General features: G+C 42.0%; 14 protein-coding genes and 1 CRISPR repeat array. Of the genes, 5 read left to right on the forward strand and 9 right to left on the reverse strand.

Annotated features, from left to right (window positions below; translation table 11 throughout):
* The first annotated feature begins 914 nt into the window (after window positions 1–914).
* Genes cas9 through cas2 form a run of 3 tightly spaced genes read left to right on the forward strand, consistent with a single transcriptional unit; the run spans window position 915 to window position 5,815 of the window.
* Complete coding sequence (cas9, locus tag C4H11_RS13615) at window positions 915–4,589, forward strand: type II CRISPR RNA-guided endonuclease Cas9 (protein WP_106042830.1); 3,675 nt, start codon at window positions 915–917, stop codon at window positions 4,587–4,589.
* Between the two features lie 3 nt (window positions 4,590–4,592).
* Window positions 4,593–5,480 carry a type II CRISPR-associated endonuclease Cas1 gene (gene cas1 / locus C4H11_RS13620; RefSeq protein WP_106042832.1) on the forward strand — a complete coding sequence of 296 codons (888 nt, stop codon included), beginning with the start codon at window positions 4,593–4,595 and terminating at the stop codon, window positions 5,478–5,480.
* Complete coding sequence (gene cas2, locus C4H11_RS13625; RefSeq protein WP_106042834.1) at window positions 5,477–5,815, forward strand: CRISPR-associated endonuclease Cas2; 339 nt, start codon at window positions 5,477–5,479, stop codon at window positions 5,813–5,815. The genes cas1 and cas2 overlap by 4 nt, the downstream gene beginning before the upstream one ends.
* 90 nt (window positions 5,816–5,905) lie before the next feature.
* A CRISPR array of direct repeats spans window positions 5,906–6,923; the repeat unit is 36 nt; unit sequence GTTGTGGTTTGATGTAGAAAAATGATATAAACCAAC.
* 115 nt (window positions 6,924–7,038) lie between these two features.
* Here cas2 and tnpC read toward each other — a convergent pair.
* The 3 genes from tnpC to tnpA all read right to left on the reverse strand — a co-directional run bounded on the left by tnpC (window position 7,039) and on the right by tnpA (window position 9,434).
* Window positions 7,039–8,664, reverse strand: a complete 1,626-nt coding sequence (gene tnpC, locus C4H11_RS13630; protein ID WP_106040332.1) for an IS66 family transposase — start codon at window positions 8,662–8,664, stop codon at window positions 7,039–7,041.
* Between the two features lie 85 nt (window positions 8,665–8,749).
* Entirely contained in the window at window positions 8,750–9,118 is a 369-nt protein-coding gene (gene tnpB / locus C4H11_RS13635) for an IS66 family insertion sequence element accessory protein TnpB (protein ID WP_164996546.1), read from the reverse strand.
* Window positions 9,111–9,434: an IS66 family insertion sequence element accessory protein TnpA gene (gene tnpA / locus C4H11_RS13640; protein ID WP_106042836.1), complete on the reverse strand. Its 324-nt coding sequence runs from the start codon at window positions 9,432–9,434 to the stop codon at window positions 9,111–9,113. The genes tnpB and tnpA overlap by 8 nt, the downstream gene beginning before the upstream one ends.
* Before the next feature lie 146 nt (window positions 9,435–9,580).
* Between tnpA and C4H11_RS13645 the strand changes: the two genes are divergently transcribed.
* Window positions 9,581–9,862 (forward strand): helix-turn-helix domain-containing protein, encoded by a 282-nt coding sequence (locus tag C4H11_RS13645; protein ID WP_106042838.1) that lies wholly within the window; start codon window positions 9,581–9,583, stop codon window positions 9,860–9,862.
* Window positions 9,863–9,998: 136 nt separating this feature from the next.
* Here C4H11_RS13645 and C4H11_RS13650 read toward each other — a convergent pair whose 3' ends face one another.
* The 4 genes from C4H11_RS13650 to C4H11_RS13665 form a co-directional block, all read right to left on the reverse strand.
* Window positions 9,999–10,271, reverse strand: a complete 273-nt coding sequence (locus C4H11_RS13650; RefSeq protein ID WP_232430221.1) for a hypothetical protein — start codon at window positions 10,269–10,271, stop codon at window positions 9,999–10,001.
* Window positions 10,272–10,338: 67 nt separating this feature from the next.
* Window positions 10,339–10,848, reverse strand: coding sequence for a hypothetical protein (locus tag C4H11_RS13655; protein WP_106042840.1), 510 nt, complete (start codon window positions 10,846–10,848; stop codon window positions 10,339–10,341).
* Between the two features lie 2 nt (window positions 10,849–10,850).
* Window positions 10,851–12,047: an ImmA/IrrE family metallo-endopeptidase gene (locus C4H11_RS13660; protein WP_016277458.1), complete on the reverse strand. Its 1,197-nt coding sequence runs from the start codon at window positions 12,045–12,047 to the stop codon at window positions 10,851–10,853.
* A gap of 123 nt (window positions 12,048–12,170) precedes the next feature.
* A complete protein-coding gene (locus C4H11_RS13665; RefSeq protein ID WP_106042845.1) occupies window positions 12,171–13,388 on the reverse strand; it encodes a site-specific integrase in 1,218 nt (405 codons plus the stop codon).
* Window positions 13,389–13,864: 476 nt separating this feature from the next.
* Here C4H11_RS13665 and C4H11_RS13670 point away from each other — a divergent pair, with 476 nt between their 5' ends.
* Window positions 13,865–14,197: an Arm DNA-binding domain-containing protein gene (locus C4H11_RS13670; protein WP_234819838.1), complete on the forward strand. Its 333-nt coding sequence runs from the start codon at window positions 13,865–13,867 to the stop codon at window positions 14,195–14,197.
* Between the two features lie 61 nt (window positions 14,198–14,258).
* Here the strand turns inward: C4H11_RS13670 and istB are convergent, their stop codons facing one another.
* Together istB and istA are read right to left on the reverse strand one after the other, a co-directional pair.
* Window positions 14,259–15,038, reverse strand: coding sequence for an IS21-like element helper ATPase IstB (gene istB / locus C4H11_RS13675; protein ID WP_106040164.1), 780 nt, complete (start codon window positions 15,036–15,038; stop codon window positions 14,259–14,261).
* Between the two features lie 10 nt (window positions 15,039–15,048).
* The gene (istA, locus tag C4H11_RS13680) at window positions 15,049–16,620 is read right to left on the reverse strand and encodes an IS21 family transposase (RefSeq protein ID WP_106042995.1); all 1,572 of its coding nucleotides are present in this window, start codon (window positions 16,618–16,620) and stop codon (window positions 15,049–15,051) included.
* Window positions 16,621–16,818 lie beyond the last annotated feature (198 nt).

The raw sequence follows: 16,818 nt of genomic DNA on the forward strand, positions 1-16,818 counted from the left end.
GAAATATAGATGTAGCACGCTCAGCATATACTTGCTGAGGTCTTAGAATTCAGGTAATTTACATTCTCACAGGCCGGTTGTCTTCTATTCGAACTTGCGCATTTTTTGCATAGGTTGCTTTTCTTCGAGTTCACCGCTCTTATAGATGTTCCAGATATGACGGTTAATAACGGTTCTATCTGTTTGAAAGAGTTCACTCATCTGTGCTTGGCTGAGCCACACGGTTTCTCCCTTTAACTTGACATCAAGTTAGATTCTACCATCCTTGCTCTGGTAGATTACGATTCTGTTGTTCAGGTTTATTTACTCCATGCACTTTTTTAGGCTCTTGTTCGCAAAGGTAAAAAATGTATATGAAAATATTGCCTTATTTTATTGTTCGTTATATATTTCTTAAAGCTGCAAAGGTTGCGGTTTATTTTATCCACGGTGTGAGTAGGTAAAACTTACAAATGAGGGAAATGTCAAATTCTAAAACGAAATCATGCGAAACTCTAAAATACCTTTTTTTTATCGTATTCACAACAAGGAAGAGATGGTAACTTTCTTAGTAGGCTATCGTTAAACTTCCTAAACGCCACATGCCGTTTCTATGATGATTCCCCTCTACATACCAATATCTTTTGGAAAGGTATTTACTATGTGAGATAAAAGTATATAACTAATTGATAAGCAATGAAAGTAAAATGTGGCAATGTGGATATATATATTAGGTATTAATAGTTGCAGGACTACCCCCAATTGTTTAGTATATAATAAAATAGCCCCCTCCTAAGAGGGGGCATAGGACTTATATCCTTCGGCATATAGCCTTATTGTGATAAGATGTAGAAATCTTATGTTACAAAGATATGATATTTTTTTGAACTTCCAAAGAAAATGTTTAAGTTTACACAAATTTTAATCATTTACGCATGAAGCAACGGGTTTTGGGTTTGGATACCGGCACCAACAGCCTCGGATGGGCCGTGGTGGATAGAGATGAGAACAACTATGAGCTGATACGTCGAGGTGATCTTATTTTCACCGAGGGAGTGAAGATTGAGAAAGGCAACGAGTCGTCGAAAGCGGCCGAGTGCACGGCTTTTCGGGCGCAGCGCAGATTTTATTTCAGACGTAGATTACGCAAAATTGAAGTGTTGAAAGTGTTGGTAGTCAACAACCTTTGCCCTTTTGTTTCTGACGAGGAACTGCACCTATGGCACACCAAAAAACAGTATCCCAAGCGCGACGAACTGATGTTGTGGCAGCGGACGAACGATAACGAACAGAAAAATCCCTACTATTACCGTCACATCTGTTTGCACCGAACTTTAGATTTGGAGAATATTGAAGACCGGTACATGCTCGGACGTGCACTGTATCACCTCACTCAACGGCGCGGTTTTTTAAGTAACCGATTGGATACAAGTAGCGACAGCAATGAGGATGGCACCGTAAAATCGGGCATCGGGGATCTAAACAAAGAGATGGAGGCTGCCGGGTGTGAGTTTTTGGGCGATTATTTTTATCGGCTTTATCATGAAGAAGGTAACCGAGTGAAGATTCGAAACCATTATACTGACCGAGAAGCACACTATTTGAGGGAGTTTAACGCCATTTGCGAGAAGCAGCATTTGAAGTCCGAAGTGGTGGAGGCGCTGCGTAGAGCGATATTCTTTCAGCGACCGTTGAAATCGCAGCGTAAGGGCGTGGGCAAATGTACGTTTGAGCCAAAAAAGCCTCGCTGTGCCATGTCTCATCCTGATTATGAGGAGTTTCGCCGTTTGAGTTTTGTCAACAACATACAAATCAAAACGCCATATGACTTGGAGCGCCGTCCATTGAACAAGGAAGAACGTGCGCGTATACTGCCACTATTTTACCGTAAGGGTAAGTCAAACTTCGATTTCGAAGACATTGCAAAGGCTCTTTCGGGAAAGAATAATTATTGTTATGAGAAAGAGGACCTGCCCAAGGAGTTCAAGTTTAATTATCGCATGGCGCAAGGCGTATCAAAATGTAAGGTTACAGCGCAACTGCGCGATATATTCGGTGATGATTGGAAGCAAGGTATTGCGGAAATATACTTGCTCACGCGCAAGAAAGAAGGTGTCAAGACCTTGGATGAAATGGCGGATGACGTGTGGAATGTGCTCTATTCTTTCTCATCGAAAGACAAACTCAAAGAATTTGCCATGCAGAAGTTGCAACTTGACGAGGCCACAGCCGAGAAGTTTTCCAAGATTGAGATGCCACACGATTTCGCCGCCTTAAGCCTGAAAGCCATACGCAACATTCTGCCGTTTTTACGTCAAGGCATGATTTACTCGCATGCAGTGCTGTTGGCTAACATTCCTGCTATCGTGTCAAAAGAGGTGTGGGCAGACGAAGAGAAGCAGAGGTTTATCATTGACAACCTCTATGACCTCATCATAAATTACAATCCAAAGGATCGTGAAGTGACAGGAACTATCGAGTGGTGTATCAAAGATTTCCTGAAGAATAATTTCGACTTGGCACCGGGTATTGCTGACAAGTTATACCATCCATCTATGATTGAAACCTATGAGGATGCTAAGCGCAATAGATTCGGTGTGTTGCAGTTGGGATCGCCTATGACAAATGCCGTACGTAATCCCATGGCCATGCGCTCACTACACATGGTGAGAAAGGTGGTTAATCAGTTGTTGCGTGACAAAACCATTGACGAGCATACCGAGGTTCACGTGGAATATGCCCGTGAACTGAATGATGCCAACAGACGCAAGGCCATTGCAGACTACCAAAAAGACCAAGAGAAGAAGCGGGTCAAATATCGCGCCGATCTTATAGGACTATATAAGGAGGAAACAGGGAAGGATATTACGCCAACTGATGATGAAGTGTTAAAGTTTCAACTATGGGAAGAACAAGACTGCCATTGCCTCTATACGGGTCAGCAGATTGGGATTGCAGACTTTATGGGTTCCAATCCTCAGTTTGATATTGAGCACACCATTCCGCGCAGTGTTGGCGGAGATAGTACGCAAATGAATCTTACGCTGTGTGAGAATCGGTTTAACAGGGATGTGAAACGTGCACAAATTCCCACGCAATTGGCCAATCATGAAGACATTATGGTGCGCATTGCACCGTGGAAAGAACATATAGACGACCTCTCGAAGCAGATTGATCGCATGCGTACCAATGCCGGAATACCCAAGGATGTGAAAGATAGAATCATTCAAAAGCGGCATCGCTTACAGTTGGAGCGCAACTATTGGTATGGTAAGTACGAACGGTTTACGATGACCGAAGTGCCCGAAGGTTTCAGTCGTAGACAGGGCATGGGCATTGGGTTGGTATCCAAATATGCCGGACTGTTCCTCAAATCGCTCTTTCATGACCCACAAGACCGCAACAAATCGCATGTGTATGTGGTGAAAGGAACAACCACAGCAGAGTTCCGAAAGATGTGGGGATTGCAAAACGAATATGATAAGAAGTCGCGTGTGAACCATTCCCATCATTGCATTGACGCTATAACAATTGCTTGTATAGGCAAGGGCGAGTACAATGAAATGGCGCATTATTATCATGACGAGGAGGCTTCTAAGCGCGGTGCAGGGCAGAAACCGCAGTTCAAGAAGCCATGGCCTACATTTACCGAGGATGTACTGGCTATTGAGCAAGAGTTGCTTGTGGTACATTCAACGCCAGATAATATGGCTAAGCATGCCAAAAAGTATGTGAGAACAGCCAAAGGCAAACACTTGGCAAAGGGAGATTGCGCTCGCGGTGTGCTACATCAGGACACTTACTATGGTGCTATTGAGCGTAATGGTGAGGTGAAATATGTTGTACGCAGGCTTTTATCTTCTTTTGAAAAGATAGAAGATTTGGATAAAATTGTGGATGAAACAGTAAAACAGACCATAAAAGAGGCTGTTGCTGGTAAGGAATTTAAGAAGGCTATCAACGAGCCTATCTATATGAACAAAGAGAAGGAAGTGCGCATAAAAAAAGTAAGATGTTTTGCTCCAAACGTCACACGCCCTATGGATATTCGCAATCACCGAGACATGTCTCGCAAAGACTACAAGCAAAAATTTCATGTAATGAACGATTCTAATTACATGATGGCTATTTACGAAGGGATTGTAAAAAACAAGGTTAAACGCGAATTTGCAATTATAAAGAATATGGATGCCGCACAATTCTTCAAATCGAGCCAAGACAGAATAAAATATTCTACAATAGTTCCTGAAAAAAGTGTAAAGTCGGGACTTCCATTAAAGGAGTTACTAAAAATAGGAATGCAGGTGTTGTTGTATGAGAATACACCTGAAGAGATTAATTTCAATAATCTTAATGACTTGAAGAAACGTTTGTATAAAGTTGTAGGATTAAGCAGCATGCTAGTATCATCCAGTGAATTTGGTGTTTTAAAACTTCGTCATCATGAAGAAGCTCGTCCGACAAAAGACATAAAGTTCAAGAATGGTAAATACATGAATGATGAGCAATATCGTTCGGGAATTACCCTCTTGCATACACAGTTCTTTGCACTTGTTGAAGGTGTGGATTTCGATATGAATATTTTAGGAGAAATAAAACTAAAATCTTAGCCTATGCTGAAACGCAGTTTAGTGTTTAATTCACCTGCCATGCTATCCTTAAAGAACTCGCAGTTAGTGATTGCGTTAAAGGAGATCCCCGACGAAAAGTGTACGATTCCTATCGAAGATATAGGGTTTATAATGATTGACAATCCCATGGTGTCGGTTACCATGCCCTTACTAAACGCTCTGGCAGACAACAATGTGGCCGTGGTTTTCTGCAATGAGAAGGGCATGCCGAACGCAATGCTACTCAATCTGAACTCCAACACCACGCAGGGTGAGACTTTGCGCTTGCAAACTGAAGCAGGCGAGGTTCTCAAAAAGAATTTGTGGAAACAAGTGATAACTGCCAAAATCAGGAATCAATCAGCTTTATTAAATAAAAAGGGGAAGCAAGGTGACATCTTGAAGCCTTATTATATGAATGTAAAAAGTGGTGACAGCAATAATCGCGAGGGGGCGGCTGCCCATATTTATTGGGTCGCACTATTCGGTAAGGAATTCGTGCGCAATCGCGATTTACCAGGTATTAATGCTTTGCTTAATTATGGTTACACGGTGTTGCGCGCTGCTGTAGCCCGTGCTTTAATGGCGTCGGGATTGTTTCCTGCACTTGGTATTTTCCACCGCAACCGCAGCAATGCCTTTCCTTTGGCAGATGACATAATGGAACCATATCGTATTTATGTAGACGAAGTGGTTTGCGAGTTGTGCGAAGAGGGAAAAATAGAGCTCAACAAAGAAACCAAAGCACGCCTTATCAATGTGTTAGTATGCGATACATCGTTTCCAAAAGTCACACGCCCGTTAAGCATAGGCCTCTCAATAACCATGGCCTCACTCGTAAAATGTTATGCAAAAGAAAATACTCACCTGAATTTCCCCTGTTTTGAATGACTGAATTACGTCTTAATGCCTATCATATCATGTGGTTGTTCGTCATGTTCGATTTGCCTACGGTCACCAAAAAAGACCGTAAAGAGTTCGCTCGATTCCGCAAAGATTTAGAGAAAGATGGATTTTCAATGTATCAGTTTAGTGTTTATATTCGCTATTGTGCTTCCTTGGAAAGTGCTAACGTACATATCAAACGTGTAAAAAAAATCACTCCAGCCAAAGGTAAAGTCAGTATATTAACTATTACAGATAAACAATATGGGGCTATAATAAATATTTGGGGAGAAATTAATAAGAAATTAATACAGACCCCTTTGCAGTTAGAATTTTTTTAGTATATTTACCATTGAATGCATCTAACACGCCACTTCATGTGATTAGAAAACCTCTCAAAATATTTATAATGAGGATAATAGACGATATATGTTGTGGTTTGATGTAGAAAAATGATATAAACCAACGGGTCTCCTTCAGCACACGTCCCTTCAGAGTTGTGGTTTGATGTAGAAAAATGATATAAACCAACAGTTATGGAAACTTTATATACGTGCCGGTCGTTGTGGTTTGATGTAGAAAAATGATATAAACCAACACAACAATAAAAAGACATTAAAAAAGAAAGTTGTGGTTTGATGTAGAAAAATGATATAAACCAACTTTGGGCAAAATTTGCCTACACTGCTTCCGTTGTGGTTTGATGTAGAAAAATGATATAAACCAACGAATCTTTGTTTAAAATGCTAATAAATATAGTTGTGGTTTGATGTAGAAAAATGATATAAACCAACTCTAATCAGGAAAACAATAATCCTCCTAAGTTGTGGTTTGATGTAGAAAAATGATATAAACCAACAAAAGACCTTTTTAAAGGTCTTTCTGAAAAGTTGTGGTTTGATGTAGAAAAATGATATAAACCAACTGCGTGTGGCCCATTATTCCAATGACGGTCGTTGTGGTTTGATGTAGAAAAATGATATAAACCAACGATGGTAAAGAATTATCTCATACTGAGTGGTTGTGGTTTGATGTAGAAAAATGATATAAACCAACAGACTGCATCAAGATATACGAGAAGCTCAAGTTGTGGTTTGATGTAGAAAAATGATATAAACCAACGTTCGGATGCTTCTCCTGCCGGGAGGTAGTTGTGGTTTGATGTAGAAAAATGATATAAACCAACATGCGGATAATATCCACGGTAAAGCTTTCAGTTGTGGTTTGATGTAGAAAAATGATATAAACCAACTAAAACATTAACGGTCGGTCAGGGATATTAGTTGTGGTTTGATGTAGAAAAATGATATAAACCAACAAGACCTTTTTAAAAATTTAAATGAAAAAGTTGTGGTTTGATGTAGAAAAATGATATAAACCAACTCAGAGTGGTACATCATTAACCACGAAAGAGTTGTGGTTTGATGTAGAAAAATGATATAAACGTAAGCATTCGAAGCACTACAGGTTTTGAACCTTTCTATACAACAATAGCGACTGTCACTATAAACCAAATAGTTGCAGTCGCTATTGTTTTGTTGAACCTATATTTTGCAGCTGGGGGTCAGTTACTGGATTCTGTTGCCTGTTTGGTCAACACACTCTCCGGATGTTGCAACTTCCATTGATGCGGAAGCAGCTTTATGAGTTCCTCATGTGTGGCCTTCTTATGATAGGGCATTCGGGCAATGATGTCATTCAGATAATCCCTCGGATTCACATCGTGTGCTTTGCAAGTAGCCAGCAGGGAACAGATTACAGACATATTGACGGCCGCCTCGTGGTTGCCGCAGAAGAGGTAATTCTTTCGTCCCAGTGTGATGGGGCGGATGACATTTTCCGCCAGGTTGTTGTCCCATAGCAGACGTCCGTCTTCCAGGCACCGCATCATATTGTTCCATCGGGTATAGGTATATGTGATGGCTTTGCCGGCCTGTGACCTGGGGCTGTACTTGATACCTTCCGCTTCCATCCATGCCTTCATGGCTTCCAGGATGGGACGGGCCAGTTCCTGACGCTTGTTCTTGCGTTCTTCATACGACAAGCCTGCGTCATTGCAGCCATGCTCTATCTGATAGACTTTCTGTATCTGCGTAAGCCCATATTCGGCCATTTCCCTATTTTCATCAAGCGCCTGTTCAAAATGCCGGCGGATATGTACCAGACAGTTGACCAGGTGCACACCGGGGTTGGTCTTGAAGGCTGTTTCATAACCCGCAAAACCGTCGCATTGGAGGTAACCCTTGAAGTGGTGCTGATTAGCCAGGGATTCGATGACCGCTCCGGCCCGCGATCCCCCGTCGTAATGGAAGATGACCAGTTTTTCTAGGACCGACCTGACCATCCAGAGGTATTCCTTGTCGGCCCTGTGCTTTTCCTTGTTGATGACCGGAACGGTGGTTTCATCCGCCTGCACATAGTCACAGGAAAAGACTTCCTGCTTTAGCGCTTCGTACAGCGGTTTCAGCAGTTCTACCGTTTTCTTGAACCATCCGTCCAGCGTGCTTTCCGTCAGTCCTTTCATGCCAAGGTGGCGATACTGCTGTATCTGACGGTAGAACGGAACGTGATACTCGTATTTCTGGAGGAGGATTTCGGCAAGCAGGCTGGTGTCGGCGATGCACTTGTCAACGGGCATCAGCGGCATGGGAGCCATCTCCACACCTTTCTGTCCCCCGGGTGGAAGACGCGTGTTGTCCTTGAGCGCATATTTGGGACGGATGATTTCCTTTACATAGAGCATTCCCGGTTTGTGTTTGACAACACGGGTTACCTCTTCGCCTATTCTGCGGTACAGGGAAAGGTCCACGCCATCCGGCTCAATCACTTCGGTTTCGAGTACAGGCAGATCTTCCATCATTTTTCGGTTCTGCCGCTTCTGTCTCTTCTCCTCGGCGGACTCCTTTTCCATCTTCTCCACCGCTTCGTCACGCTTTTCTTCGGCCTTTCGCTGCAGGCCGGCAAATTCATCCGCAAAGAGATCCGGCATGTTGGGGTCGTAGACAGGAAGCTTTTCTGCTTTACGGCCAAAGAGCTGGCGGTTCAGCCATGCGACCTGAGCCGTCAACTCTTTGATACGTTCCTGCAGCTTTTCATTCTGCTCTGCCTGTTTTTTGTTGATGGCAGACAATGAAGCAACAGAGGTATTCAGCCCTTCTATCGTCTTGAGTAATGTATCTTTTTCATCCATTGTCTGTCTCTTTTTATAGATGTAAAGATACTAAATATTAGCGGATTGCACAATAGGAACACTACTTTTGTTTCAGAAAAACAGGTTATACATGGTACTCTTTACGCTCGGCCCTAAGTCGCCGGAGCCTCTGCTGCGGATTCTCCTGAATGCCTTCAACCATCATTACCAGGTCACGCCATTCCATGGGATAGCTGTTTGATTCGGGATCGTATTCCGGCAGTTTGAAGCGACCTGCCTCCAGCCGTTTGACGTACATCACCATGCCGCCGTCTTCCGCATGAAGCAGTTTCATGAGATTGAGGCTGGACCCGACAAAGATGAACACGTCACCGTTCCTCACTTCGCTCTTCATCTTCTCATGCACCAGTCCGCACAGCGAACTGATGCCCTTGCGCATATCTGTCCTGCCGGGACACAGAAAGTAGCGCATCGTATCGTTCAGGCTAAACATGGGTATCTTCGAGACTATGGGTTAGCAGTTCCATCAACAGCTTCTCGGATCCGCTCCCGAAGTGGGCACGGAGACCGTTGGGGAAAAGCAGGGCTACACCATGCGGCACCTGTTCACCCAAGGTCAGTTCTGCAGTGGGGCGCTTGAAACTGATGGGAGCCAACTCCTGTTTCAGACTGTCTGTTTCTGCGGCACATTTTTTACGCCAGTAATGATAGGTTGAATAACTTACACCTGCCTGTTGCAGGTACAACTTCAATGGCAGGGCGCTTTGTTGAACCTGCAATTCCAATTCTTCAAATTTGGATCTGTTCATAACAATTAGGGTTTGATTGTTTTCGCGAGTACAAAACTACAATCAAACCCTAAGGGGGGTAATGTGTATTTATTCGAAAGCTTACGCTTCGGACGTGGAAACATTTTTGCTCAACCAAGTAAGGGACAATTCTAAAAAGTAGGCGTATGGATTTGATAACGAAAGATTCCGAAATCACGCTGGTGCTGTTTTCTTCCCTTGATAGGGTACTGGAAAACGTGGAGTACGTGGTAATGAACTATCGCCCGGTATTGAACGGTGAACACTACCTGACGGGCGATGAGGTGTGCAGGCGGCTTTGCATCAGCAAACGGACGTTGCAGGATTACAGGGACACGGGGCTGCTGGGGTACGTGCAGCTTCCGGGAAAAATCATCTACCGGGAAAGTGAGATTTTAGACCTGCTAGAAAGGCATTACAGAAAATGAAATCTTGAAAACATGAAATCTTGTTTTATTGATGTCTTGCTTTCTTGAAATATAGCTATCTTGTTTTCTATATTGTTTGATTGATTGAAAGCCAGCAATCATGTTTTCTTGAAAACTGTGTTGCTGGCTTTTCTATTTACTTACTTCTTATTTTCAATCTTTTAAAAATAATAATCAAGGCTCCTATTACCATTAGTAAAACTCCAGGAGAAGCATTTATTAATTTTGATGTAAAATCTGTTCCTTCAATAATCCAATTGATGTTCCCAGTAAACCCTAAAATGGTAAGTATAATACCTCCAATAATGCAGAAGATGCCACTGCATAAACTTAAAATCATTATTATATATTCGTATTTTATAGCTGTAAGCCCAAAGGCTGTATTAGCTATTTTAGGGTCAATATCCACAGTGCAACTGTGTAAACAAAGAAAGGTTAAAATAGAGATTATGAGTATATATATAGCTCTATTCATTTTATTTTGACTGTGGAGCACCATATCCTTTAGAAATATTCAAATCCCTAATTTGAGTATATAAATCAAACATTGTTCCTTTGTTTGAAATCCATTCAGTGATAATGTTAACAAGCTCATTTATATCTGAAATATAGGACATTCTTCCGTCTGCTCCTCTTATACCTTGTGCATCTTTTCTGTGTCCACGAGTTAAAAATGTGTTCTTTTCTTCATAAATCAAATCTCTCGCATCTTTATATGTATCGCCTTTTGGAAGATATTTTCTTAATAAACGATTGACAACATTATAATATAAATTATATTTAGCTTCAGGGTCATCGATTTGTTCTAAAACCATATCTGCCAACTCATTTTTGAGTTCGATTTGACCGTTTACATCAAAATCAAATGTTTCTTCTTTGATTTCATCAGCTTTCATTAAAATTGCTACACGCTCTAAATCTTGTTCTTGTTTCCTTTGGAGTTCTTCTAATTCCTCCTGAGATTTTTTTTTCTTTTTTTCTTCCATAATTAATTGTATAAAAATTCTTTGATTTGTTGTACTGATTCCATTAACGTTTCTTTTTCAAATGGGTGAGTATTTATAAGCTCTAAGGCTTCATTCATTTTAGGTATATATTTATTATAAAAAGCCCATTCGTTGGTTTTATAACAATACATTGCATATATAATAGAGGTATGTACTCCCCATTCTTTAGCTAGTTTTTCAATATTATAATGTGATGTAATATACCCTGATGCAAATTTTAATCGGGATTCATTTAATAAATATTCACAAGCAAAATTATCTGCTTGTTCTTCATTCATTAAAAATATGTCTCCCTCATTATTGCTAATATGATACGTCTGTTTTTTGATTTCATCAAAATCAAAAAGTACATGATGTAGTTCATGTAAAAGAGTAAACCATAATGTAGGATAATTATTTTGTAAATTAGAAAGTACAATACATGGTTTATCATTTATTATCATGGTAGCTCCTCTAACTTGTATTTTTTCTAAGCTTGGTTGATATATAACTGTGACCCCAATACGAAATAGTGCTTTCAGCACTCTAATTAGACCATTTTTTATATCTCTTGTGTATGGTCTGATTTTGGGTATTAGTTCAACTAGTTCTTTTCTTATGTATGGATTGGGATTTGCAATAGATTTAAATTGGATAAACGCAGATTGTATCCAAAAATTACGCATTAAATCATTCGAGTTTCTTTTAGAGCGACTAAAAACGGGAAGCAAAGAATTTTCTGAGTAACTGTAAATATTATCAATGTCAAAAAAACGTTTGATTTTATCACTCATATCTTTAGATGAAGCATTGGAATTAAAAAACTTCATCTTAACAAGGATAGATACATCAAAATTTTCAACGATATATCCTGCTTCTCTTGCTCGTTGGATTTCTCCTATTTGTTTAGGAGCTAATTCTGGTACGTAAACTTTTATTAGGTCATTAACAGACAGACCTAAAAAATGAGCCAATTTTACTACATTTATGAAATTGATTTGTTTAGCAGTTCCATTTAATATAGGATTTATAGTTTTAGAATCCATTCCTAAAATTTTCTGAATCTGCCTATCTGATAAGTTTAGTGAATTTTTCTTTTCTTTATACAAATCCTTTAAGGATGCAACCTGACCTATATCGATTGAAGATTGAACAGCTGCATCAATTACTTTACTAAGTTCTATGTCTATATTGTCCATATTTGCAGAAAATTTTCTGCAAATATAAAGAAATAGGTCAATACTCCCTAAAATTATGAGGAAAATTTTCCTTATAATTTTAGGGAGTATTAGTTCTATAAGTATGTATTAAGTAATCTTTTGTTATACAGATAGTTGTTTTTCAACGGCTTGCATATCCCTTAGTATCGTTTGGTCTAATTCTTTCGCATAATGCTGCGTCATTCGGGTGGATGAATGCCCCAGCATTTTAGTCACGTTCGGCAATGACACGTTGTTAGCCAGCGCGATAACCGAAGCGAAACTGTGCCGGGCTGTGTGCGTGGTCAGGTTCTTTTTAATACCGCACAGGTCGGCAATCTCTTTCAGGTAGCTGTTCATCTTCTGATTGCAGGGAACGGGCAACAAAGTTCCTTTATCTATGCAGTAGGGGTTATCCTTATACTTTTCAAGTATCTGTTTGGGAATGCTCAAAAGCGGGATGTTGCAGATATTGTTTGTTTTTTCACGGGGTTTCACTATCCACAGGTTGCCGTTGCTGTCCTCTGAAACGTGTTCGGGGCGCAAGTTATACACGTCTATGAATGCCAGCCCGGTATATACGCAGAAGATAAAAACATCCCGTACCAGTTCCAGCCGTTCAATCCTGAACTCTTTCTGCCATATCCGGTTTATCTCGGCTTGGCTTAGGAACTGTTTGTTTACCTCCACCTCGTGAAACTTGATTCCGGCAAACGGGTTCTTTGTCAGCCACTCGTTGGCAATGGCAAGGTTTATCACTTTCTTAAAACATTTCATGTATCGGATAACGGTATTCTGTGCGCAATGCTTCTCCGTCTTTAGGTATAAATCGAATTTGCGTACCAGTTCCCCGTTTACCTCACGCAGCAACATATCATCTACCTTGTAGTCCCGTTTAACCAGTTCCATGAGGTATTTAAGGCAATTGTCGTAACGTCTTACGGTGATGTCGGCATAGTCTGTCCCGATTAGCTTCCGGCAGTTGTTATTATGTTCCTTGAATACATTATACAATGTCTTGAAAGTCTCGTCCTTTCCCTGATAGCGGTTCACTATGGCACGTGCGGAGATAATCTTTCCCTCCAGTTCCAAGTCTTGGTAAATCTGATAGAATTTCACACGCAGGGCGTCAATGTAATGGTTAAGTTCGACTGAATTTCGGTCTTTGCCTATCGATTTCTCTTTTTCCTGCGACCAAAATGGGACTTTTACGCTCCGCTTTAGTTGAAGTTCCACGTATAGGCGGTCATAAGTGACACGCACACGCACGGGTGCTTCTCCGTTTTTTAACAGTTTGCTACGCTTGATGAAGAACAACACGCTGAATCTTTTTCTTTCCATACGGCTCAATTTTTAATGATACAAAGTTAGGAAATCGAACCGAGAACCTTGTTATGAAAAACAGTGCAACGTGCTGTAAAAGAATGAAGTAAATACCTTGCAGTGGAACATTCCGGGCTTTTAAAAACAGTCCCTTGAATAAGGACGTATAGTTTGCTTCAATCCCCCTAATTTTGCCTATTCTTGGAAAAGAAAAACCCCTGAACTTCTTTGAAATTCAGGAATTTACATCGTTTTGCCTTCTTTAAAAGTGGTGCCACCAGTTCTAATACAGGTTGCTTCCATTTTCCAGCATTTTTTAACTAAAATAAATTGGTTGCTGATTTTCAGTTTCTTGTGCGACTACTTGTGATTTGGAACTTTCATTCTTATTTCCATTATTCACAGAAAACGGGGCGCAAATGTTTTACCAATGTTTTACCCCGTGGCTTGCAAGCAAAAAAACGAATGTTGAACCGAATTAAATTAAAGTAGAAATGACAGTAGCAAAATTTAAAGTAGTAATCAGACGGGAGAAATTATCGAAATCCACAAATGAAGCTCCAGTATGTTTGCGCATCACCAAAGACAGAAAAGTAACGTACAAGACACTATTGCATCTCGACCCCAAATATTGGAACGATAAAGAGCAATGTGTGAAAAAGCAACATCCCAATGCAGAAGGGTTAAATGCCGTTATCTCTCAAAGAAGAGGCGAATTGGAAAAAGAGACTTGTTTCCTGTCTTTAAAAGATGACTCCGTAAGCATATGGAAAAGCCACTCTACTTTGACCCTTTTGGGCAAACAGGATTGCCCACCTTGGCCATAATATGATTGCCCCTTTAAAGTCCTGGTGATAGGGGTCAATTTTATTTTATCCTTTTGATTCTCTAGTTTTTCTTAGACCTTAACTTGCGCATACTTTCACCGTACAACTCAATGGTATGGGCCGTATGAATGATTCGGTCAAGGATGGCGTCGGCTATTGTCGGATCACCAACCATGTCATACCAGTTGGACGATGGGTACTGCGAGGTTATGATAGTGGATTTCCTTTCATGCCTGTCCTCAATAATTTCGAGCAGGATGGGACGTTCCTTGGCATCAAGAGGTACAAGAAACAGGTCGTCAAGGATGAGTAACTGGCAACGCTCAATCTTCTTGAGCTCAGTTTCAAGTGTACCTTTGACTTTGGCAACCTTCAGTGCACCAAGCAGTTTGGGTGCATTGGCATAGAAAGTACGGAATCCCCTTTTGCATGCCTCGTGGCCAAGGGCACATGCCAGATAGCTTTTCCCTGTACCTGAAGAGCCGGTAATGAAGAGGTTCTGCCCCTTATGTACAAAGTCAAGGGTGGCGAGGCGTTCCATCTGATTGCGCTCAAGGCCCCGGTTTGTGGCATAGTCAATCTGTTCGAGATAAGCCTTGTATCGGAACGCCGCATTCTTAGTAAGCCGCACTATGGCAGCCTGGGCACGGTAATCCCATTCGCGTGCAAGGAGCATGGAAAGGAAGGTGTCCGCGGTCATGGACTGTGGAGTGGTGCCGGCAAGGCTTTCCCTGAAAGCCTCCGCCATACCGTGTAATTTCATGCGGCTCATCAAATCCAGTGATATGGTGTTCTGGTCTTGTTGTCCCGTTACGGGAGCTGTCTTATTATTTATTTCCATAATTTTAGCTTTATTGTTCCTGTTTGTCTTTTCTGTAATAGTCACGTCCACGTATATTCTTGTGGGTCAGTGGTGTCGGGGATGTCATGTCAGGCTGTATCCTCCCGTCCTCATCAGGAAGGAAATCCGCGTCTTCTCCCAGTTCAAGCACCTCGCGTAAGGCCTGATACCCGTATTGTAGCTTCTGTTCTGCGCAGGCGCAGGCAGCGACCAAACGGTCACGGCCGTATTTTTTCTCCAGCGTCAGTATGCCCCGACAGGATCTGAACGCTTTTGGAGGATATTGCATGACACGCTCCACTTCCCGGAGATAATTCAATACGATATTGTCTATTTCCGAGGCACGTCGGAAGAGTTCCTCAAGATCCTTGTCATAAGGACCATAGTGCCCCGGCAGGTTGTGCTCCTTTTTCCATGAATAGGTGTAGGGTATGTCACAGCGGTCGTGGATGGCGACAAGGTTCATGCTACAGTATATTTCCACCGTATCGGCATCATAGAGAATCGTCACACGCCTTCCTGCATATTCCTTCGGGACACTGTAATGGTGCCTGAACAACGAGACGTAGGAGTTCTTGCCCACGGTCATGAGTTTTCTCTCTTTCATCACGTAGCGTTTCTTAGGAAGCGGACGGAGATAGTCTTTCTCTCCACGCAGGAACATCTCCTTACGTGACGCCTCCCGACCGGCCATCACCTTTTCGTTGAAATCAAGCAGGGAAATACGGATGGCGGTATTGAGACCGTCCAGGCTGGAGAATGTCATCCCCTCTATGTCAAGGTAAACGGAACGGTAGAGAAGTTTCACGGTATTCTCAACCAGGGCCTTGTCCTTGGGGTGGCGTACACGGGCAGGATAGACCGCACAACCGTAATGCTCGGCAAAGGCGGCGAAATCATCATTGATGACCGGCTCGTTACGGTCGCTCCGTGTGACAGCTGCTTTCAGATTGTCGGGAACGATGGCCGCCGGGACACCCTCAAAATATTGCATGGCGTTCTCACATCCCCTTATCAGGTCTTCCTTGCGTTGTGACCATACGGCCTCACAGTAGGTATAATGACTGAACGGCAGGACAGCGACAAAGACCTCGGCCTTCTTCGTCTCGCCTGTCATCTCATCGACAACTTCAAGCCTGTCACCGGCAAAATCAACATACATCTGGTCGGCGGCATAGTGCTCGACATGGCCGACGACCTTGATGTGGAACTTGTACTGGCGGACTGCCCGCTTGAAGGAAGACAGCTGAAGACCGTCAGGATATTCAGCATGATACTCCTTAAACAGTTTTCTGACACTCATCCCTTTGCGTGTCAGGCGGGATACATATCCGGGAAGCAAAGCCTCTAATTCAATCCTTTTGGAAGAAGGCTCCCGACGTCGGGATTCCGTACCGCCAAACATCTCATGCAACTGCTCCTCGGAAAGGGAGAGAAGATGATCGATGCTTTTCCCACTTGAAAGGAACAGACGGACATACTTGCGGACAGTGTTACGGGAAGTATGGAACGTGGATGCCGTTTCCTTGATACCCATCCCTGCCGCATAACATCTTAAAATGTTCTTGATTCTTTTATTCATTTGCATAGATTTTATTATTACCCCTTACACCAGGACTCGGGTTCTCAAATCTACACAAAAAAAACTCTAACGACACTTGTACTAAGTGGTTAATGTTATTTTGGCCAAAAGGGGCAATCATATTATGGCCAAGGTGGGCAATCCTGTTTGGCCAAAAGGGTCAAAGTAGAGTGGCTTTTCCAGTTGCTCTTATCAGAA

Origin of the sequence: Bacteroides zoogleoformans (genome assembly GCF_002998435.1) — a bacterium.
Lineage (GTDB): Bacteria > Bacteroidota > Bacteroidia > Bacteroidales > Bacteroidaceae > Bacteroides > Bacteroides zoogleoformans.